Annotated in this window: 17 protein-coding genes and 2 pseudogenes; 13 read left to right on the top strand and 6 right to left on the bottom strand. The window is 69.7% G+C overall.

What is annotated here, in order from left to right:
* Positions 1-126 precede the first annotated feature (126 nt).
* From JNW87_RS08125 to JNW87_RS08115, 3 genes are read left to right on the top strand one after another with little or no spacing between them, the layout of a single operon-like run.
* Positions 127-315, top strand: coding sequence for a hypothetical protein (locus JNW87_RS08125; RefSeq protein WP_238453409.1), 189 nt, complete (start codon positions 127-129; stop codon positions 313-315).
* Complete coding sequence (locus tag JNW87_RS08120; RefSeq protein ID WP_238453408.1) at positions 306-527, top strand: hypothetical protein; 222 nt, start codon at positions 306-308, stop codon at positions 525-527. Before JNW87_RS08125 ends, JNW87_RS08120 begins: the two co-directional genes overlap by 10 nt.
* Positions 524-772, top strand: coding sequence for a flavin reductase (locus JNW87_RS08115; RefSeq protein ID WP_238453407.1), 249 nt, complete (start codon positions 524-526; stop codon positions 770-772). Before JNW87_RS08120 ends, JNW87_RS08115 begins: the two co-directional genes overlap by 4 nt.
* Before the next feature lie 91 nt (positions 773-863).
* Here JNW87_RS08115 and JNW87_RS08110 read toward each other — a convergent pair whose 3' ends face one another.
* The 3 genes and pseudogenes from JNW87_RS08110 to JNW87_RS08100 all read right to left on the bottom strand — a co-directional run bounded on the left by JNW87_RS08110 (position 864) and on the right by JNW87_RS08100 (position 3,161).
* On the bottom strand, positions 864-1,712 hold the full coding sequence (locus tag JNW87_RS08110) for a carbon-nitrogen hydrolase family protein (protein WP_238453406.1): 849 nt from the start codon (positions 1,710-1,712) through the stop codon (positions 864-866).
* 91 nt (positions 1,713-1,803) lie between these two features.
* Positions 1,804-2,137: pseudogene (locus JNW87_RS08105) on the bottom strand (transposase); the annotation flags it as partial.
* A 334-nt stretch (positions 2,138-2,471) separates the two neighbouring features.
* Positions 2,472-3,161 carry a hypothetical protein gene (locus JNW87_RS08100; RefSeq protein WP_238453405.1) on the bottom strand — a complete coding sequence of 230 codons (690 nt, stop codon included), beginning with the start codon at positions 3,159-3,161 and terminating at the stop codon, positions 2,472-2,474.
* Positions 3,162-3,544: 383 nt separating this feature from the next.
* On the opposite strand from JNW87_RS08100, the gene JNW87_RS08095 reads away from it, so the two are divergent.
* From JNW87_RS08095 to JNW87_RS08085, 3 genes are all read left to right on the top strand, one after another.
* Positions 3,545-5,749 carry an ATP-dependent RecD-like DNA helicase gene (locus tag JNW87_RS08095; RefSeq protein WP_238453404.1) on the top strand — a complete coding sequence of 735 codons (2,205 nt, stop codon included), beginning with the start codon at positions 3,545-3,547 and terminating at the stop codon, positions 5,747-5,749.
* Between the two features lie 357 nt (positions 5,750-6,106).
* Complete coding sequence (locus tag JNW87_RS08090) at positions 6,107-6,967, top strand: alpha/beta fold hydrolase (RefSeq protein WP_109801909.1); 861 nt, start codon at positions 6,107-6,109, stop codon at positions 6,965-6,967.
* Positions 6,968-6,984: 17 nt separating this feature from the next.
* Positions 6,985-7,404, top strand: a complete 420-nt coding sequence (locus JNW87_RS08085) for a VOC family protein (RefSeq protein ID WP_109801910.1) — start codon at positions 6,985-6,987, stop codon at positions 7,402-7,404.
* A gap of 7 nt (positions 7,405-7,411) precedes the next feature.
* Here the strand turns inward: JNW87_RS08085 and JNW87_RS08080 are convergent, their stop codons facing one another.
* The gene (locus tag JNW87_RS08080) at positions 7,412-7,855 is read right to left on the bottom strand and encodes a helix-turn-helix domain-containing protein (protein WP_161557829.1); all 444 of its coding nucleotides are present in this window, start codon (positions 7,853-7,855) and stop codon (positions 7,412-7,414) included.
* Between JNW87_RS08080 and JNW87_RS08075 the strand changes: the two genes are divergently transcribed.
* Genes JNW87_RS08075 through JNW87_RS08065 form a run of 3 tightly spaced genes read left to right on the top strand, consistent with a single transcriptional unit; the run spans position 7,845 to position 10,506 of the window.
* Positions 7,845-8,924: a hypothetical protein gene (locus JNW87_RS08075; RefSeq protein ID WP_238453403.1), complete on the top strand. Its 1,080-nt coding sequence runs from the start codon at positions 7,845-7,847 to the stop codon at positions 8,922-8,924. The genes JNW87_RS08080 and JNW87_RS08075 overlap by 11 nt on opposite strands.
* 16 nt (positions 8,925-8,940) lie before the next feature.
* The gene (locus JNW87_RS08070; RefSeq protein WP_238453402.1) at positions 8,941-9,462 is read left to right on the top strand and encodes a carbonic anhydrase; all 522 of its coding nucleotides are present in this window, start codon (positions 8,941-8,943) and stop codon (positions 9,460-9,462) included.
* Positions 9,463-9,522: 60 nt separating this feature from the next.
* Positions 9,523-10,506: an MBL fold metallo-hydrolase gene (locus tag JNW87_RS08065; RefSeq protein ID WP_201749657.1), complete on the top strand. Its 984-nt coding sequence runs from the start codon at positions 9,523-9,525 to the stop codon at positions 10,504-10,506.
* A gap of 118 nt (positions 10,507-10,624) precedes the next feature.
* On the opposite strand, the gene JNW87_RS08060 is transcribed toward JNW87_RS08065, so the two are convergent.
* Both JNW87_RS08060 and JNW87_RS08055 read right to left on the bottom strand, forming a co-directional pair.
* Positions 10,625-11,665 carry an alpha/beta hydrolase gene (locus JNW87_RS08060; protein WP_309233920.1) on the bottom strand — a complete coding sequence of 347 codons (1,041 nt, stop codon included), beginning with the start codon at positions 11,663-11,665 and terminating at the stop codon, positions 10,625-10,627.
* On the bottom strand, positions 11,565-12,386 hold the full coding sequence (locus tag JNW87_RS08055; protein ID WP_238453401.1) for an ATP-binding protein: 822 nt from the start codon (positions 12,384-12,386) through the stop codon (positions 11,565-11,567). The genes JNW87_RS08060 and JNW87_RS08055 overlap by 101 nt, the downstream gene beginning before the upstream one ends.
* 159 nt (positions 12,387-12,545) lie before the next feature.
* Between JNW87_RS08055 and JNW87_RS08050 the strand changes: the two genes are divergently transcribed.
* From JNW87_RS08050 to JNW87_RS08035, 4 genes and pseudogenes are all read left to right on the top strand, one after another.
* Entirely contained in the window at positions 12,546-12,983 is a 438-nt protein-coding gene (locus tag JNW87_RS08050) for a helix-turn-helix domain-containing protein (protein WP_109801917.1), read from the top strand.
* A 21-nt stretch (positions 12,984-13,004) separates the two neighbouring features.
* Positions 13,005-15,779 carry an AAA family ATPase gene (locus JNW87_RS08045; RefSeq protein ID WP_238453400.1) on the top strand — a complete coding sequence of 925 codons (2,775 nt, stop codon included), beginning with the start codon at positions 13,005-13,007 and terminating at the stop codon, positions 15,777-15,779.
* Between the two features lie 179 nt (positions 15,780-15,958).
* The gene (locus JNW87_RS08040) at positions 15,959-16,765 is read left to right on the top strand and encodes an alpha/beta fold hydrolase (RefSeq protein ID WP_238453399.1); all 807 of its coding nucleotides are present in this window, start codon (positions 15,959-15,961) and stop codon (positions 16,763-16,765) included.
* Positions 16,766-17,452: 687 nt separating this feature from the next.
* Positions 17,453-18,424 (top strand): annotated as a pseudogene (locus JNW87_RS08035) (ATP-binding protein); the annotation flags it as partial.

Here is an 18,424-nt window from a genome sequence, read left to right as displayed (position 1 = left end):
CCGCGCTCACGAGACTGTGGACACGCGGAACCGCTGACGTGGCCCAAACCGTCGGCGGGACCTGCGCGGGGCCGCCTCGGCGGGACGGCGGGGCGGCCCCCTCCAACCGTGAAGGAGGCCCCGCCCGTGCAAATCCGGTTCTGGCGCTGCAAGCCCGCCCCGACGCCGCCCCCGCTACCGCGCCGGGTGCCGAACGAGCGCCCCGCCTGGGCGACGCAGCCGACCGCTGTCATCCCGACGACCGACCCGGGCCGCGCCGGGAACCTGACCCGCGCCCAGGCGTTCCGGGCGAACGGAGGCCGGTGGTGGGCGTGACGACCGGCAACGTGATCAGCGTCCCCGAGGGCTCCTACTGCTACGGCGACGGCGTGCTGAAGATGTACATCGCCGAGGTCGTCTCGCGGGGCCCATACGACGGCCAGGTCTGGGCCGAGGTGCGCGGGCACGACGTCCACCCGGACGGGACCCTCGTCGCCCGCGAGCGCTTCGCCTTCGTCCGCGTCGACCAGGTCCGGGTGGTGTCGTGAGCCGCGGCCGCCGCGAGCACCTGCCGACGCGGCCCACCTGGCGCTGCCAGGTCTGCGGTATCGCCTGGCCCTGCTCCTCCGCGAAGCTGCGGCTACTGGCCGAGTACCGCGAGCGACGTACCGCCCTGCTGGTCTACCTGGCGACGTTTCAGGCCGAGGCCGCCGAACAGCTCGCCGAGCTGGATCACAGCACGCCGCCGGCCGACCTGGCGGACCGTTTTACGGGCTGGGCGCGCGCCCGGTAACAGCGATGCGTGGATCGCCGGCCGTTCCTCCCTCATCCGGCCGGCGTAGTTCCGCAGCTCGGGTGCCCCGCAAGGTCCAGGCAAGGCGCCATCAGGTACTGGTGCGGTCGGTGCTGCGGGGATCGCTGACCCGGCGGGCGGCGTAGATGTCTCCGGCACGTGCGGTGTCTCGCCACGGCCGGGCTTTGTTCAGCGCGATGTCGAGCGCGGGGTCGGTGCGGTCCAGGTCAACGCAGATCACGTCGGGCCCATCCGAGCGGGCGTGCCGCAATACGTGGCCGTGCGGGCCGAGCACCGCCGACGGCGTCGCCGGCGCGCACTGGGCTGGCACGGCGATGCTGACCCAGAGCCCGTTCACCGCGGCATGGGCGCGGGCGATGACCTCGAAGACCGGGTCCTCGGAGAAGGTGGAGAAGAGCACGCAGTCCACGTCCAGGGCCCGTTGCTGCATCCACAGCTCGGGGAAGTTCACCTCGATGCAGATCAGGCACCCGAAGCGGAACCCGCCCACCTCGAAGGTGCAGGCGTGGTCTCCGGGTGTGTAGAAGCCGGTGATCTCGGCGTGTGACAGGAGCCGCTTGTCGTACCGGTCGGCCAGCTCACCACGGTCGTTGATCACCCATAGCGAGTTGTGTGGCCGATGGTCGCGAGACAACCGGTGGTTGCCTCCGGCCACGACCCAGACGCCGAGTTCTTCGGCCAGGGCCATCGTGCGGTGCAGCTGCTCGGTGACCGGCGTCCAGTCGATACGCCATCCGGCGTAGTAGGGCTTTGCAGCGCCGGCGTACCCGGACAGCGCGCCCTCGCCGAGGTGGACGAGCCGCGCGCCCTGAGCGGCGGCGTGGCGCATCGCAGCGCGGATCGCCGTGCCGTTCGCACCCGGGTCCGTGGTGACCTCGGTCTGTGCCACGGCAATCCGGATCTTTCCAGGTGTGCTCACCGCGGCACCGTAACGGATGCACGATTGGCCGGATTGGGTGCGCCGCAGCTGTTCACCGAGCCATGCCAAGCATCCCCCTAGCTAAGAGGTCCTAACAAAGTCGTACGACGTGTCGGTACGTGATGATGCAGGTGGCGAGGGCGAGGAAGGCTTCGTGGATGTCGTCGCGGCGTTCCCATCGGATGCGTAGCCGTTTGATGCCGTGGTACCAGGCGATCGTTCTCTTTGATGACCCACCGGTACACGCCCAGGCCGGAGCGCTGGGGCTGACCTCGGCGGGCGATCCGCGGACGGATGCCTTTGGCGCGTACGGCCTTGCGGTACTTGTCGTGGTCGTAGGCGCGGTCGGCGAACAGTTGGTCGGGGCGCCGGCGCGGTCGGCCGCGCCGACCGCGTACGGGCGGGATCTTGTCGATCAGCGGGACGCGATGGCCCTGCCGTCGCCGCCAAGGCCATCGCCCACCTGCTACACCTGATCGGCACGTTGGTACGGCACGACGACCGGGCGTAGGGCTACCGGTGCGGGGGTCGGCAGCCAGCGGGGGGACTGCCGCCCCCGCCCGCGGGCGGTGCCGGTGCAAGAATCGCGGTTGCTGAGGCGGGGGCGCTACCTGCCCGTACTGAGCGAATCCATGGCGGCCCCGCGGAACGGCCCGTCGGCATCTCGGTAGCCAGCGAGTCACGCCGTCACCCTGCCATCCGCACCCCTACAGCAAGAGGCGATCGTCGACCCGGATCCAGATGCCCCGCGGCCTTGTCCTACTCGGCTGGGCTGGCTTGCCGACGACGCAGCGTACGAATCCACCCTTGAGCGGTATGCCGGGGCACGTTGTAGTGATCGGCGACGGCCGCCACGCCGCCGGCCTGCTGGTACACGGACTCGAGATCACCCGGTGACCGGCGGTACACACGCTCCTTGTCCTTGGACGCCTCGCCCTTAGGGGTCTGCTTCCTTGTTTTCCGCCCGACGCTGGTGGCGTTCGCGCCCGCAGCGGCTTTCCGCCCACCCGCTCGGGTCGCGCCGGCGGCCGGCGCCTTCGCCCGCGACGCCTGCTGGGGAACAGCGACCTCGGCCGCGTCGCTCTTCACGGGGCTGGTCGCGGCCGGCGTATCGACGGTGGACGTGGTTGCGGTGACAGGCGCAGCCGCCTCGGTGTCGGCGACGGGCTCCTCGCCATCAACGGGTACGCCCTCAGCAGCGGGCGCGTCCTCGGCCGCGTCGGCCGGCGACACCGTGATCGCCTGCTGCCCGCCGACGGCAGGTGTGACCGCCTTCAACAGCAGATCCAAGTCGACCGCGGGGATCAGGCCCGCGGTCAGCCCGTCCCCCTCACCGGCGCGCACCAGCAGTTCCGTGATGCGCGTGGCCGTTCCGTTCAACTCGACCGTCAGTGTGGTGGTCGCTCGACTGGGATCGTCTGCGGCGATGGTGATGGTGTATGAACTCACGGCTTGTCTCCAATGTAGGGCAAGGGTCTTGTCGCCTCCGCGCGAACCACCCGGCCGCTGGGGTCACCGCAACCGGTGCACCTCGCGAACGCGACAGGGACTTGGCCTTCCCCAATGCAGGGTCGGTCACCAAAAAGTAAAAGCTAGTAGAAGCTATCGCATGCCCGTGAGCTGCCACTTAACGCATCAGGCAAACCATGCCCCGGGCTGGGCCCGCGAGGGATCTACCGGTGGCCGTTCCAGCCGGGCGCTCCAACGCCCGCACTGCGCCGCGCGTTACTCCAGGTCGGGGACCAGGCCTGCCCGCAAGACCCGCACGTGGGTGGCAGGCGAGCGGCTGGGCGGGTGTCTGTGCCGAGTCGGCAGGCGGCACGATGTGAGGCGTGACCGCGCCAGCCCGCCCGCCACTTGCCGTCCTGGACGCGGTCCTTGAGCGGCTGACCTACGCCAACGAGGAGACGGGCTACACCGTCGCCCGGGTGGCCACCGATCGCAGTTCCGACCTGTTGACGGTGGTGGGGTCGTTGTTGGGGGCGCAGCCCGGGGAGAGCCTGCGGTTGTCGGGGCGGTGGTCGTCGCACCCGAAGTACGGGCGGCAGTTCGAGGTCGACTCCTACACCACCGTGCTTCCCGCCACCATCCAGGGCATCCAGCGCTACCTCGGCTCAGGCCTGGTCAAGGGCATCGGCCCGGTGTTCGCCGAGCGGATCGTCGCCCACTTCGGCCTCGACACCCTCCGGGTCATCGAGGAGGAACCCGCCCGGCTGGTCGAGGTTCCCGGCCTGGGGCCGAAGCGAACGGCGAAGATCACCGCGGCGTGGGAGGAGCAGAAGGCCATCAAGGAGGTGATGGTCTTCCTGCAAGGCGTGGGCGTGTCCACGTCCCTGGCGGTGCGGATCTTCAAGAAGTACGCCGACGCGTCGATCTCGGTGGTGCGCAACGAGCCGTACCGGTTGGCGGCCGACGTGTGGGGCATCGGCTTCAAGACCGCCGACACCATCGCCCAGGCCGTCGGCATCCCGCACGACAGCCCACAGCGGGTCAAGGCCGGACTGCAGCACACCCTGTCGGAAGCCACCGACTCCGGCCACTGCTACCTGCCCGCCCCACAGCTCGTCGCGGACGCCACCAAGATCCTGAACGTGCCCGGCGACCTCGTCACCGGCTGCCTCGACGACCTGATCGCCGAGGAGGGCGTGGTCCGTGAGGTGCTGCCCGGCTCCGATGGCGAGCCGGTCCCGGCGGTGTACCTGGTGCCGTTCCACCGCGCCGAGCAGTCTTTGGCCGGGTCCCTGCAGCGGCTGCTGGGAGTCCGAGCCGACCGGCTGCCTCACTTCGCTGACGTCAACTGGGACAAGGCCCTGGCCTGGTTGAAGGTCCGCACCGGCGCGGACCTGGCCGCGGAGCAGGAGCAGGCGGTCCGGCTCGCGCTCACCTCCAAGGTCGCGGTGCTGACTGGTGGGCCTGGGTGCGGCAAGAGCTTCACTGTGCGGTCGATCGTCGAACTCGCCGCCGCGAAGAAGGCCAAGGTCACCCTCGCCGCCCCGACCGGCCGCGCCGCGAAGCGCCTGTCGGAGCTGACCGGGCATCCCGCCGCCACCGTGCACCGGCTGCTGCAACTACGCCCCGGCGGGGATGCCACCTACGACCGGGACAACCCCCTCGACGTCGATCTCCTGGTCGTGGACGAGGCGTCGATGCTCGACCTCATCCTGGCCAACAAGCTCGTCAAGGCCGTCCCGCCCGGTGCGCACCTGCTGCTGGTCGGCGACGTCGACCAACTCCCCTCCGTCGGCGCCGGAGAGGTCCTGCGCGACCTGCTCGCCGCCCCCGCCATCCCCCGGGTGCGGCTGACGCAGATCTTCCGCCAGGCCGCCCAGTCCGGCGTCGTCACCAACGCCCACCGCATCAACGCCGGCCGCCCACCCCTCCTGGAAGGCCTGTCGGACTTCTTCCTGTTCGCCTGCGACGACACCGACGCCACCGCCGCCCTCACCGTCGACGTCGCCTGCACCCGCATCCCCGCGCGCTTCGGGCTCGACCCGCGCCGCGACGTGCAGGTCCTCACCCCCATGCACCGCGGACCCGCCGGCGCGGGCGCACTCAACGGGCTGCTGCAACAGCGCCTCACCCCCGCCCGCGACGGGCAACCGGAACGGCGGATGGGCGGACGGGTGTTCCGGATCGGCGACAAGGTCACCCAGATCCGCAACAACTACGACAAGGGCCAAGCCGGCGTGTTCAACGGCACCGTCGGCGTCGTCACCGCCCTGTCCGCCGAGGAGCAGTCCCTGACCGTGCGCACCGACGAGGACGAGAGCATCGACTACGACTTCGACGAACTCGACGAACTCGCCCACGCCTACGCCATCACGATCCACCGCTCCCAAGGCTCCGAATACCCCGCAGTGGTCATCCCCCTGACCACCAGCGCGTGGATGATGCTGCAACGCAACCTGCTCTACACCGCCGTCACCCGCGCCAAGCAACTCGTCGTCCTCGTCGGCTCCCGCCGCGCCCTCGCCGCCGCCGTCCGCACCGTCGGCGCCGGACGCCGCCACACCGCCCTCGACCACCGAATCATCTGACACCAGCCAGTCGAACGGCGATCAGGAGACCACCCGGATCACCCAGATACGCGGCCACATACCGGCGTGGCTGCACCCGAGCAAATCGACCCGCCACCTCCGCGAACAAGTAATCCAAGCCCCATCGCTACGCCCCTACAGCCTCGGAAACCCAACACGACCAGTCGACGAGCCAGCTCAGCACCGGTCGCAACACCGGGTTGCAGTACTAATACGAACAGGTGACCTCCGCGGTGGCTGGCCCGGCCGTGCGGGCTCCCGCGCTGATTCCTTCAGGTGATTCGCCAGCGTGCGGGACGCGATTGGCTGGAGCCGGAGCAGCCGCGCGGCCCGTGCCGCAGTACCGACGGAGGCATCATGAGTTCAGAGATCGAGCACCGGATAGAGACAACCAAGGGTCATCTGCAGGTCAACGAGTACCCCGGCGTGGGTCCCGCGATCGTGATGACGCACGGCTACCCCGACGACTCACGGATTTACCGGCGCCTGCTGCCGGAGCTCGCCGGACGGCACGTGGTCACCTTCGACTTCCTCGGGTACGGCCGATCGGGGCGTGAAGCGGCCTGGCCGCTCAATCCGGGCCAGCGGGAGGGCGAACTCGCCAAGGTCATCGACGGCCTGGCCCTCGACCGGCCCGTTCTGGTTGGGCATGACTCCGGCGGCCCCGTTGTCATCAACTACACGTTGAGCAACCCGGAGCGGGTCAGCCGGCTCGTGCTTCTGAACACCTATTTCGGCGAATCGCCCACACTCGGCTTTCCCGAGTTCATCCGGCTGCTCGCGGATCCAGCTTTCACGCCGCTGGCCGACGCGGTCCTCGCCGACCCGAAGATTCTGGGCTGGATGCTCAACTTCACCGACCGGCGATTGAATCGTGGGCCGACCGACCCCGAGGGTGTGGGAGCGACGGCGATCCTGCCGCAGTTCTACGGCGGCGCGGGGCAGCCGGACTCGATCGCGTCCGTCCGGGCCTGGACCGCCGAACTGTTCACCGATATCGGCTTGCAGGAGGCGCGCATCGCGGCGGGCGACCTGGCCAAGCTGGATGTTCCGGTTGTCGTGGCCTTCGGCGTGCACGACCCCTTCTTCAACCCCGGCGTCGCTAAGCATCTCCAGTCTCTGTTCGAACGGGCCGAGCGGCACACGTTCCAGGATGCGGCGCACTGGCCGCAATGGGATCAGCCGGCCGCCGTCGCCGCCGTACTCACCAGCGTCTGACACTGGAAAGGTTCGAGATGCCCACTCGTATCAGCCCGTACCTGAGCTTCAACGGCGACGCCCGCGAGGCGATGACGTTCTATCAGTCGGTCTTCGGGGGTGATCTGGAGATCGCGACGTTCGCGGACATGCGCTCGGCGCAGGACTCCTCACAGGACGACTTGGTCGCCCACTCGATGCTCAAGGGGGCGACCGGAACAGTGCTGTTCGCCGCGGACACGACGACGCCTCCGGACGGCGCCCCCGCGGGTGCCTTCTCGGTCGCCTTGGGCGGTGACGACGAGGCAGAGGTCACCGGCTACTGGGAAGGGCTCTCCGCGGGCGGCACAGTGACGACGCCGCTCGCCAGGTCGCCATGGGGTGCGCTCTTCGGCCGATGCGTCGACAAGTACGGCATTGCCTGGCTGGTGAACGTGACACCGGCCGGACCCGCCTGACCGTGACTCAGGCGGGGCAGTCGCCGGGTTCGTGGGCGAGGGAGAACTCCCCTGAGCGGATGGGCCTGCCGCATGCCTGGCAGAGCACCTCGGCGACGAACACCTGGCCGCAGACGTCGTGGATGAAGTCGACCGGCGGCACGTCGTCCTCGCGGTAGGTGTCGCCCCATCGTTTGAGCACGAGGATGACCTGCCCGAGGTCTTTGCCCTTCTGGGTGAGTTCGTACCCCGCGGTCGCGCCGTCCTCCGCCGACCGGGGACGCAGGATCCCGGATTCGGTGAGCTTGCGTAGCCGCGAGGAAAGGATGTCTCTCGGCGCCCCGACGGCTCTCAGGATCTCGGTGTACCGCGAGGCACCGAACGCCAGCGCTCGCACGATGTGCAGCGACCACCGGTCGTTGACCGCGTCGAGGGCGACGGACAGCGCATCCCGAGGCGGTTTGATTTTCAAACCAGATGCGGTAACCTTCTTTTGGTTGGACATTCAAACCACTCTAGTCGAGGAAGCCCTCATGTCGTTACCCGATCCAAGCCCCACCAGGCCCCGGACCACCGAGCACGCGGCCTGGCTGGCCCTGGTCATCACCGGATTGATCATTGGCGGCGCGTTCATCGCTGTTTACGTCGGGCTTCAGCGGGATCCCACGCCCCAGCACCTGCCCATCGCAGTGGTCGGGTCCCAGCTCGCGACCGCGGCTCAGTCCGGCCTGGGAGACTCCGTCGAGGTCACCGAGGTCGCGAGCATCCAGGACGGCGCCGCCATAACGCGTGACGGAGACGCCATCGGTGTTCTCGGTGCCACCTCGCCGACGACACTGCGTTTCGAGTACGCCGGGGCCAGCGGCTTCAGTGAGAGCGGCGCCGCCCGGAAGCTCGTCTCCGGCCTGGCCGCCCACGCCGGATTCACCGTGCAGGAAACCGACATCGCGCCCCTGGCGGACTACGACAGCCGCGGTCTGTCGGCCTTCTACGTCGTCTTCGGCGTCACCCTCTCCTCGTTCGTTCTCGCGCAGGGCCTCACGGGCGCTGCCGCAAAGGTGCGCCTTCGTCACCGGCTGTACGCCATGGCCGGGTTCGCGGTCGCGATCGGCCTCGGCGCGGCCGCCATCGCCGGCCCGATCTACGGCTCACTGACGGCGCCGTTCCCGCTGCTGGCGCTCTCCCTCACTCTCCTTTCGCTCGCCAGTGCCTTCAGCACCAAAGCCCTGGGGGCGTGGCTCGGACCGGCCGGCATCGGCCTGGCCGTGCTGATCCTCACCACCGTCGGCAACGCGACCAGCGGAGCGACCATCGGATACGACCTGCTTCCCCGGTGGGCGCAGGCGGTCTCCGCGATCCTTCCGCCCGGCGCCGCCGTGCGAGCCGTGAACAAATACGGCTACTTCGACGGCTCCCACGCCGCGTGGTCCCTGGTGGTTCTCGCGGTCTGGTTCCTCGCCGGGCTCGGCCTGGTGCTGCTCCGGCAGCGACTGACCGAGCGGCGGACCACCACGGGCCGAACCTCGTCCAGCCAGAACTGACCACCCAGGAGGCATGATGACCGTCATCGAGGACTTGACCCGACGCAACGCCGACTTCGCCACCCATCGGTTCATCCCCGGGCTGCGAATCAATCCCTCGCGCCGCACGATGATCATCGGCTGCGTCGACCCGAGGGTGGATCCCGGCGTCGTGCTCGGGGTGGAGCTCGGGGAGGCGGCGATCATCCGCAACGTGGGCGGCCGGGTCACGCCCGCGCTGTTCAAAACCATGGCGATGCTCGGCCGGGTCGGCAAGGCCAACGGCGGCGGCCCGGGCGGCGACTGGAACCTCGTCGTGCTGCATCACACCGACTGCGGCATGACCGACCTCGCGGCCTTCCCGGACCTGCTCGCCGAGTACTTCGAGATCCCCGCCGATCGACTGCCGGACAAGGCGGTCAGTAATCCCTACGCCTCGGTCAAGGTCGATGCGGCCCTGCTGGCGGCCCCGGGATCGCCGGCGCACGGGTGGCAGGTCTCCGGGCTCGTCTACGACGTCGAAACGGGGCTCGTCCAGGTCGTCGCCACCGATGTGTGACACCGGCGACGGCCACGGGCCGTCGCCGCATCGGGTCCACGGCCGGCCGGCGGGCCGGCCGTGGACCCCATCACGCTCGCGCCGGTCGACGAGGTCACCATCACCACGCTGGTCGACAACGTCTACGACGCGTTGCTCGACGGCGACGACCGGGCCGTCCGCGCCCCGTTCAAAGCCGGCGTCGCGAGTGCGCCCCAATTCGAAGCAGGATCGACGACCGTCGGGCTGCGAGCCGAGCACGGTTTCGCCGCGCTCGTGACCGTCCGCCGCGGGAACACCACGACGACCTTGCTGTTCGACACGGGTCTGTCGCCCGACGCGATGGTCGTCAACGCCGAACGCCTCGGCGTCGACCTCACCCGGATCCAGGCCGTCGTGCTCAGCCATGGCCACTTCGACCACGCCGGCGGCCTCGCGGGCCTGGCCGGCAAACGCGGCACCCGAGCACTGCCGATGGTGCTGCACCCCCGGGTCTGGATCCGCCGACGGCTCGCCGTCCCCGGTGCTCCCGCCCAACAGTTGCCCACCCTGAGCAAGCGAGCCCTGACCGGCGAAGGGTTCGAGGTGATCGAACGGCGCGAGCCGTCGCTGCTCGTCGACGGGAGCGTCCTGATCACCGGGGAGGTCGACCGCACCACCGACTTCGAGCGCGGTATGCCGGCCGCCCACCAGGCCTGGAACGGCACCGCGTGGGAGCCCGACCCGCTGGTCGTCGATGACCAGGCGCTCGTGGTCAACCTGCGAGGCCGGGGCCTGGTCGTCCTCACCGGTTGCGGCCACGCCGGAGCCGTCAACATCGTCCGCCACGCCCAGCGGCTCACGGGCATACCGCGACTGCACGCGCTCGTCGGCGGATTGCACCTCGGCGGCACGGCCTTCGCACCGATCATCGACCGTACCGTTGAGGCGCTCCGCGAGGCCGGGCCCGATCTTCTCGTCCCGGGGCACTGCACCGGCTGGCGGGCCCAGCACGCGCTGGCAGCGGCGCTGCCCGACGCGTGGGTCCCGAGCAGCAGCGGCTCGGCCTACCGGCTCATCGCCTGAGCGGGCGCGCCGGAGGCTACCGGTCGCGAAGAAGCTCGGCTGTCTCGTACGGCAGGTCGGTCATGATTTCCCGTTCGGGGTGATCGCGGGCCGGCGCCGCGCGGCGCCGGCGTCGATCTCAGCTCTTGATGAAGTCGAGAAGTTCCTGGTTGAAGTCCTGCTCGAAACGGCCCACCAGGCCGTGCGGGGCACCCGGGTGCACCTGCAAAGTGGCGTTGGGCAGCAGCTTGATCGAGCGTTCGGAGGAGGCTTGGATCGGCACGATCTGGTCGTCGTCGCCGTGCGAGAGCAGCACCGGCACGTCGATGCCGCGCAGGTCCCCGGTCATGTCGGTCTCGGAGAACGCGGCGATGCAGTCGTACGCGGCCTTGAGCCCGACCGTCATGCTGATCAGCCAGAACGCGTCGCGGACGCCCTGTGAGACGTTCGCGCCGGGCCGGTTGTTGCCGTAGAACGGCTCGGCGAGACCGCGGTAGAACTCCGAGCGATCGCCGAGCCGGGCCCGCAGCTGGTCGAAGACCGCCATCGGAGCGCCGCCCGGGTCCTCGGCCGTGCCCAGCAGATGCGGGACGACCGCGCCGCGCAGCACCACCTTGGCGACGCGGGAGGTGCCGTGCCGGCCGAGGTAACGGACGACCTCGCCGCCGCCGGTCGAGTGTCCGACCAGGACAACGTCGCGGAGGTCGAGGGTGTCGACGAGCGCGGCGAGGTCGTCGGCGTACGTGTCCATGTCGTTGCCCGCCCAGGTCTGGGTGGAGCGGCCGTGCCCGCGACGGTCGTGCGCGATGCCCCGGTAGCCATGGTCGGCCACGATCTTGAGCTGGTTGTCCCAGATGTCGGCGTTCAGCGGCCAGCCGTGGCTGAAGACGATCGGCTGTCCGTCGCCCCAGTCCTTGTAGAAAATCTCGGCGCGTCGGTGGTGGTGATGGTCGGCATGGCGGTTCCTTCCCCTGGTGGTTTGCCGCTTCAGGCACCGCGACGGGCGCGCGGGCGGATCACCCGACCGGATCAGGACCTTCCCCGGGCCGGGAGGGGAGACCGCGCGGGGGCTAACCCGTTCAGATGAGGAGGGCCTGTCTGAGCAGCTCGTGGCGGAAGTGCAGGCGCCTCCCGTCGTCGGCGAGCAAGCCTTCGCGTACGAGGCGGGCGAGCGCGTCATGGTCCGGGAGCGCGCCGAGCGATTCGACAGTGAACGAGGGTCCGAGCGCTGCGGCGGCGGTGAGAAGTTCCTTGGCGGTCGACGGCAGTGAGCTCAGCATGTGCCGCACCGCCTCGGCCACTTGTCCCCGCGTCAGCGCCACGGCGAGCAGGGGGTTTCCACCCGCCTCGGGTACGGAGAGCGGCAACGGACCGAGAAGGATCTCGTGCACTGCGACGTCGTCCGCGATCGCGTCGAGGGGCAGCCGACTGGAGAACAGCCAGACGATGGCCGAGCTGACGAGCTGCGCGGGGAGGACGCGGAGGACGTACCGGGTGGCCGCGTCGGCCCACTGAAGGTCTTCGACGCAGATGAGGATCGGGGTGGCGGTGGCCCGTGCCCGCAGCTGGCCGGTGAGCCGGTCGACGAGCCAGATCGGGCGGGAGGCGTACGTTGCGAGCGCGCCGAAGTCGGCCTGCGACAGTACCGGCGCCGGTCCCGAGCGCAGGGCGGTCAGCAGAGGTGCGATCGGTGCGATGCCGCCGGATTCCAGGGCCGCTGCTCGCCCGGTGGCGAAGCCGTCGCCGACCGCCCGCTCACGGAGCTCGGTGATGAACATGGTCTTGCCGATGCCCGCCTCACCGGTGACCGCGACGACCGCGCCGATCCCGGTGGCCCGGGTTCCGTGCAGCACCTCGAGAGCGGTGTCGAGGTCCTCGCCACGTCCCAAAAAATCGGGCATCCCGTCATGTCCTGGAAACATGCCCCCAGCAGATCAGGGCCCGGTTTGCCGGGAATCACCTCAACGGATCAGCCAGTGGCGCGGCCGCGGCGGTCGCGGGCCGGTGGCCGCCTCCACGGTCTCATCCGTTCGCGTCGTGAGCTGGAGTAATGTGCGGCCATGAAGCGCTCGTCCGTCGGCCATCTACCCTGCTCGATCGCGCGATCCCTCGACCTCGTGGGCGAATGGTGGACGCCGGTGATCCTGCGCGAGATCTTCCACGGCCATCGCCGCTTCGAGGAGATCCGGGTCCAGACCGGGATCAGCCGCAACATCCTGACCGAGCGGCTCGGCGCGTTGCTCGACGGCGAGGTGGTCAGCCAAGAGCGGTACCAGGACCGCCCGGCCCGCTACGAGTATCACCTCACCGAACGCGGCCAGGAGCTGCTGCCGGTGCTGGTGGCGCTGATGCAGTGGGGCGACAAGTGGATGCCCGGCAGGCCGGAGCAGGTCGCCGTCCACGGGCCGGCGCAGCACCCGGTCCGCGCGGTCCTGACCTGCGTGGAGTGCGGCGAGGTCGAACCCGCGGACGGCCATTTCAGGGAGTCAGTCTCGTAACAAAACTGATAAGGTCCGCCCATGGCGGGGACCGAGCTTAGGGGCCGGGGCGCCGAGCTGTCCCGGGCCATCGCGGCGTTGCGGGCAGCGGCGCACACCGGGCAGGGCACGATCATTTTGGTCACCGGCGAGGCCGGGATCGGTAAGACGGCGATGCTGCAAGCGATCGCCGAGCAGGCGACCCGGCAGGGATTCGCGGCGGGGTTCGGCAAGGCCGAGGAGATGGACCAGATCGCGCCAGGCGCTCCGCTGCTGGTGGCGCTCCGCTCGGGCTCCCGCCCCCTGCTCGACAGTGACGGATTCACCAGGCTCGCGGATCTGTACGACCAGCACCTGTGGCTGGTCGACCGCATCGCGACTCTGCTGGAGGAACTGGCGACACGAGGTCCGGTGCTGATCGCGATCGACGACGCGCAATGGGCCGACCGGCTGAGCCGCTTCGCGTTGCGCATCCTGCCCGGAAGGCTTGCCGGCTCCCCGGTGGTCTGGCTGCTGACCAGCCGCGAGGCGCACGGGCCCGCGATCGACGAGCTGACCTCTTCCGCCGTGGACGGCGTCCACTTGCACCGGCTGGAGCTCGGGCCGCTGGCATCATCCGACATCGAGCAGATGGCCGTCGCGCATCTCGGCGAGCTGCCCACCGGCCGGGCGTACGAGCTGCTGCGCGGGGTCGGCGGCAACCCCTTCCTGACTGTGCAACTGCTCGACGGGCTCGCTCGGGAGAAGACCGACGGCCGGATGGAGGGCGGCGTCCCCGCCGGGTTGATCACCAGTACCCGGCGCCGGATGGCCGCGCTGTCGGCCGACGTGAGCGAGCTCGTGCAGCTCGCCGCGGTCCTCGGCCGGCCGCTGCCGGTCGAGGATGCCCCACGGCTGGCCACCGAGCCGCTCCGGACCGGATGGCTCGAGCTGGTCGTCGCCACCGGGCTGATGGTCGAGGCCGAGGCGCGCGTCGCGTTCCGGCACGACCTGGTTCGCGAGTCGGTCTACGCCGACCTGTTGCCCTCGCACCGGCGGTCGCTGCACCGGCGCTGCTGGCATTACCTGCTGACGTCCGGTCATGGGCCGATTGCTGCGGCGCCGCACGTGCAGGCCTGCGCCGTGCAAGGCGACCGAGAGGCTGTCGAGGTGCTCCGGCAGGCCGCTGCCCAGAGCCCGCCGGAGACAGCCGGAGACCTGCTTCGTAAGGCCCTGTGCCTGCTCGACCCGGCCGATCGGGAACGGTGCGAGGTCGGGCTTCAAGCTGTGGAAGCCCTGGTGCGCGCTCAGCGTCCGGCCGAGGCGATCAGCACCGCCGACCGGGTGCTGGCCGAGACGCCCAGCGTCGACGGCAAGGCTCGGATCCAGCTCGAGATCGCCCGCGCTCTCTGGCCCATGGGGCGACTCGCCGACATGGTGCGGCGTATCCGGGAGACCCTCGCGCTACCCGGGGTCTCCGAGAATCTACGAGCCCGGCTGACCGCTGTCGAGGCGCTGACCATGACCCGCACCGAGCCGGCCGCGATCGCGCTGGCCGCCGCCCGGGCCGCGCTGACCGAGGCGGTGCGGCTCGACGACCGGCTCGCCGAGGAGCTCGCCACCGAGGTCCTCGGCGAGGTCGCCCGCAACGAGGGCCGGCACGCTGACGCGCTCACCCAGTTCCGCCGCCTGCGGGAGCTGGCCGGCACCCGTTACCTCGGCGAGGAGATCACCGCGCTGCAGCTGCTGGACCGCTACGACGAGGCCGAGGAACTGCTCGCCGCCGCCCGGCACAGCGACACCCTGCCGCCGTCCGTGCTGTTCGCCCAGATGTGGCAGGACTTCAACCTGAGCCGCTTCGACGACGCCGAGGCCGACGCCCTCACCCTGGTGCGCCTCGGCGACGACCTGGGCAACCACGCGTACGCGATCGAAGCCTGGATGATCCTCAGCTCCATCGCTCTCGGCCGCGGCGACCTGGACAAGGCGTACGAGTACCTGGCCCCCGCCGAGCGGCACAGCCAGGCCGACGACGACGTGCGGATGCCGGGCCTGGTGCTCATGCGGGGCTGGCTCGCCTCGGCGCGCGGCGAGGTCGCGGAAAGCGTACGCATCCTGAAGCCGCACCTGATGGCCGCGCGGGAGTCCCGCAGCTACTGGCCCTGGTGGCCGGGGTGGATGCGGGTCTTCACGCAGATCGGCCTCGCGGCCGGCGACGCCGAGTTCGTCGCCGAGGCGGTGGCGCTGGCCGCCATCGGCGCCGAGCGCAATCCGGGCGTGCGCAGCTTCGCGGGACTGGCGGTGCAGGTGCGCGGCGTCGTCGAGGGTGACCTGTCACTCCTCGCCCAGGCGGTCGAGATCCTGCGCGCGAGCCCCCGGCCGATGCTGCTGGCCAGCGCGCTGGTCGATCACGGTTTCGCTCTGCTCGACGCCGGCGAGCACCGGGAGGCCGTCGGCCAGCTCGGCGACGCGTGGCACTTCTTCGACAAGGCCGGCAACAAGCCGGCCCTGGGTGCGCTGCAACGTGGCCTGCAGGCGGCGGGCAGCCGCCGCAAGCCCTGGGCGGCGGCCCCGGCCCGGCCGGTCAGCGGCTGGGGCGCGCTGACCGACAGCGAATTGCGGGTGGCCCGGCTGATCGGCGCCGGCCGCACCAACCGGCAGGCCGGCGCGGAGCTGGACCTTTCGCCCAACACCGTAGCCACCCACCTGCGGGCCGTCTTCGCCAAGCTCGGCGTCCGCTCCCGGGTGCAGCTCGCCAACGCCATGCACACCATGCCGGGATCCTTCGATGTGGCCGACGACACAGCCGTCGTACCGCTGCCCGAACTGGGCCGCTAGAAGCATTCCGAGCTGCGGGAACGTGGTCCCGCTGATCTGTTCGGGTGAGGCACTCGCCCGGTACGCGGCGACCGGCGCCCGGGCAGGTGATCTGTTTCGAGGGTCCGGTCCCCGGCCGAGGCTGGTGTTCTGCGAAGACGCCGCGCCGAGCACGGCGCCCACTCGCGATAAGGACCACGATGAAACTCTCCCTACGCAATGCCGCCCTCGGCCTCGCCCTGGCCGGTGGTGTCGCCGCGCTGGTCCCCGGTGTCGCGGCCGCCTCGACCGCCAGTGGCCCCAAGCCGACCGTGGTGCTGGTCCACGGCGCATGGGCCGACGGCTCCACGTGGAGCGGCGTCACCGAGCGCCTCCAGCACGACGGCTACACCGTCGACGTGGTAGCCAACCCCCTGCGCGGCGTCGCCAGCGACTCGAAGTACCTGGGCGACTTCCTCGCCACCATCGACGGCCCGGTCGTCCTCGTCGCACACTCGTACGGCGGCTTCCTAATCAGCAACGCGGCACGCGACAACACCAACGTCAAGGCGCTGGTCTACGTCGACGCGTACGTCCCTGCCGAAGGCGACTCCCTGCTGAGCCTCACCGAGCTGAACCCGGGCAGCCAGGTCGGCCCGGCCATCAGGACCGTGTCGCCGAAGGACGGGTCGGGATCGTACACCGACACGTACATCCAACCGGACCTCTTCCCGGGCATCTTCGCCAACGACGAGCCCAAGAAGAAGGGCGCCATGCTGGCCGCAGGGCAACGCCCGCTCAACGCGTCCACGCTGGGCGAACCGTCCGGCACGCCAGCCTGGACCTCGATCCCCACCTGGGACGTGATCGGCACGGTCGACAACGTCATCCCGCCGGCCACCCAGCGATACATGGCGAAGCGAGCCAACGCGCACACCACCGAGATCAAGGCCGCGCACCTGTCCATGGTCTCGCAGCCGGAGAAGGTGGAGCGCGTGATCGTCGAGGCCGCGCGCAAGACCTCCTGATCGAACTCTGAGAAGGGGCCGGGGGTGACCCCAGCCCCTCCCCAGCCCCTTCGCCATGTCAGGTGATGTTTGGTACTGCCGCGCGTGCCACTTTCAACTGGTCGGCGAGTCAAGCTATCTGGATTCGATCGAAGACAGGCTGGACATGCCGTGAGGCGCCGCTCGGTTGGCGAAGGGCTTCGAACGCCCTCGCTGGCAGCAGTCGGTGGACTTAACTCGGCTATTCCAGACCCCCAGCTAGAGGTATCGCATGCACTCTGCGTGGCTAGACTGGGGGGCGACGCATTCGGCCGAAGGAACGCCCATGGTTATAACCGCCCCGCTTGCCTGGTAAGCAGCCACCACCAGCGGCACCCTCGTGTCAGCTCGCCAGGACGGTGCCGGTGCTCGATGCTGCGCATTCGTTGATGTAAGTGTTCCAATCGCGGGCTGCTCGCCGGGCCCACTGGACCGCGCCGGTAATGCGGATTATGTGAGCACCGCCTGCCGTGTCGCCCGATCGGGCGACCGCCCCCCCCCCAGCACGTTCGTGCCACGAGCGCGCTGACAGATCCGGGTCCGCGAACACCTCAACCGGGTCCTGGTCAGCCAGTTCACCGGCCATCTGAGCCCAGGATGTTGTCGGTGCCGCCGACTACGCTACGCGTGCACTCGAATACTGAAGATCAATTAAGGGGCGAGACCAGGATGCGCGTCACCAAGGCGCAGATCACGAAGTACAAGAGCATCGCCGACTCCGGTGAGTTCCTCGTCGACGACCATATGACTGCCCTAGTGGGCAAGAACGAGGCGGGCAAGACCGCCGTGCTGGAAGCCATCTACCGCTTCAACTCGCTGCCCAGCGGCCACCCGACGACGTTCGAACCGCTGCGGGACTACCCCCGCAGCAGCTACAACCGGGACAAGGCGAAAACCGGCCTCGTGGAGCCGATTCAGCTCACCTTCGCGCTCGACACCGACGACGTCGCCGCGGTGGAGGCCGAGCTCGGCAAGGGATCTGTGATCGCCACCCACGTCGCGACCGCTCGCCGCTACGGCAGCACGGACACCTGGTGGGCCGGGCCGATCATCAGCGAGGCCAAAGCGATTGGGCACTTGGTGGAGAAGGCTGGGCTCGACCGGGGCAGGTACGCCAAGAAGACCCAAGGAGAGACGGTCGACGCGCTGAGGACCGAGGAAGAGCCACCGCCAGCCGCTGCCGAGCTTGCCGGAGATCTAGAAGAGCGCGATCTCGACCACGAGGCCCGGCAGATTCTCGCCCGCCGGCTCCCAAAGATCCAGTATTTCGACGAGTACAGCGTTCTGCCCGGCAGCGTCTCGATCGAACGCCTGCAACACACCGATGAGGACAGCCTCAAGCCAGGGGAACGCACGGCGCTGGCGCTGCTGCGGCTGGCCGGCGTCGCCAGCGAAGAGTTCGCCGAAGCGGACTATGAGGCCCGCAAGGCGTCACTGGAGGCCGCCGCAAACCAGCTCACGGATGAGTTGTTCGAGTACTGGACGCAGAACCAGGACCTGTCCGTCGAGTTGGACATCGAGTCCCGGCCGGTGCCGCACCGGCGAACCAGCCAGAGCCGTGGCTGCAGATCCGAGTCCGCAACGCCACCCACCGGGTCACCCTCAACATGGCCGAGCGCTCCAAGGGCTTCATCTGGTTCT

The sequence above is a fragment of the Micromonospora sp. ATA51 genome (assembly GCF_016802855.1).
GTDB classification, from domain to species: domain Bacteria; phylum Actinomycetota; class Actinomycetes; order Mycobacteriales; family Micromonosporaceae; genus Micromonospora; species Micromonospora sicca.
Note: the sequence above shows the minus strand (reverse complement) of the source record. Positions and strands in the feature narration are given on the sequence as shown.

Bases quoted from the DNA above. Each gene is read 5' to 3' on its own strand.
- JNW87_RS08040 (WP_238453399.1), top strand. From the start codon at position 15,959: ATGAAACTCTCCCTACGCAATGCCGCCCTCGGCCTCGCCCTGGCCGGT.
- JNW87_RS08050 (WP_109801917.1), top strand. From the start codon at position 12,546: ATGAAGCGCTCGTCCGTCGGCCATCTACCCTGCTCGATCGCGCGATCC.
- JNW87_RS08045 (WP_238453400.1), top strand. From the start codon at position 13,005: ATGGCGGGGACCGAGCTTAGGGGCCGGGGCGCCGAGCTGTCCCGGGCC.
- JNW87_RS08090 (WP_109801909.1), top strand. From the start codon at position 6,107: ATGAGTTCAGAGATCGAGCACCGGATAGAGACAACCAAGGGTCATCTG.
- JNW87_RS08055 (WP_238453401.1), bottom strand. From the start codon at position 12,386: ATGCCCGATTTTTTGGGACGTGGCGAGGACCTCGACACCGCTCTCGAG.
- JNW87_RS08060 (WP_309233920.1), bottom strand. From the start codon at position 11,665: ATGACGCGCTCGCCCGCCTCGTACGCGAAGGCTTGCTCGCCGACGACG.
- JNW87_RS08070 (WP_238453402.1), top strand. From the start codon at position 8,941: ATGACCGTCATCGAGGACTTGACCCGACGCAACGCCGACTTCGCCACC.
- JNW87_RS08085 (WP_109801910.1), top strand. From the start codon at position 6,985: ATGCCCACTCGTATCAGCCCGTACCTGAGCTTCAACGGCGACGCCCGC.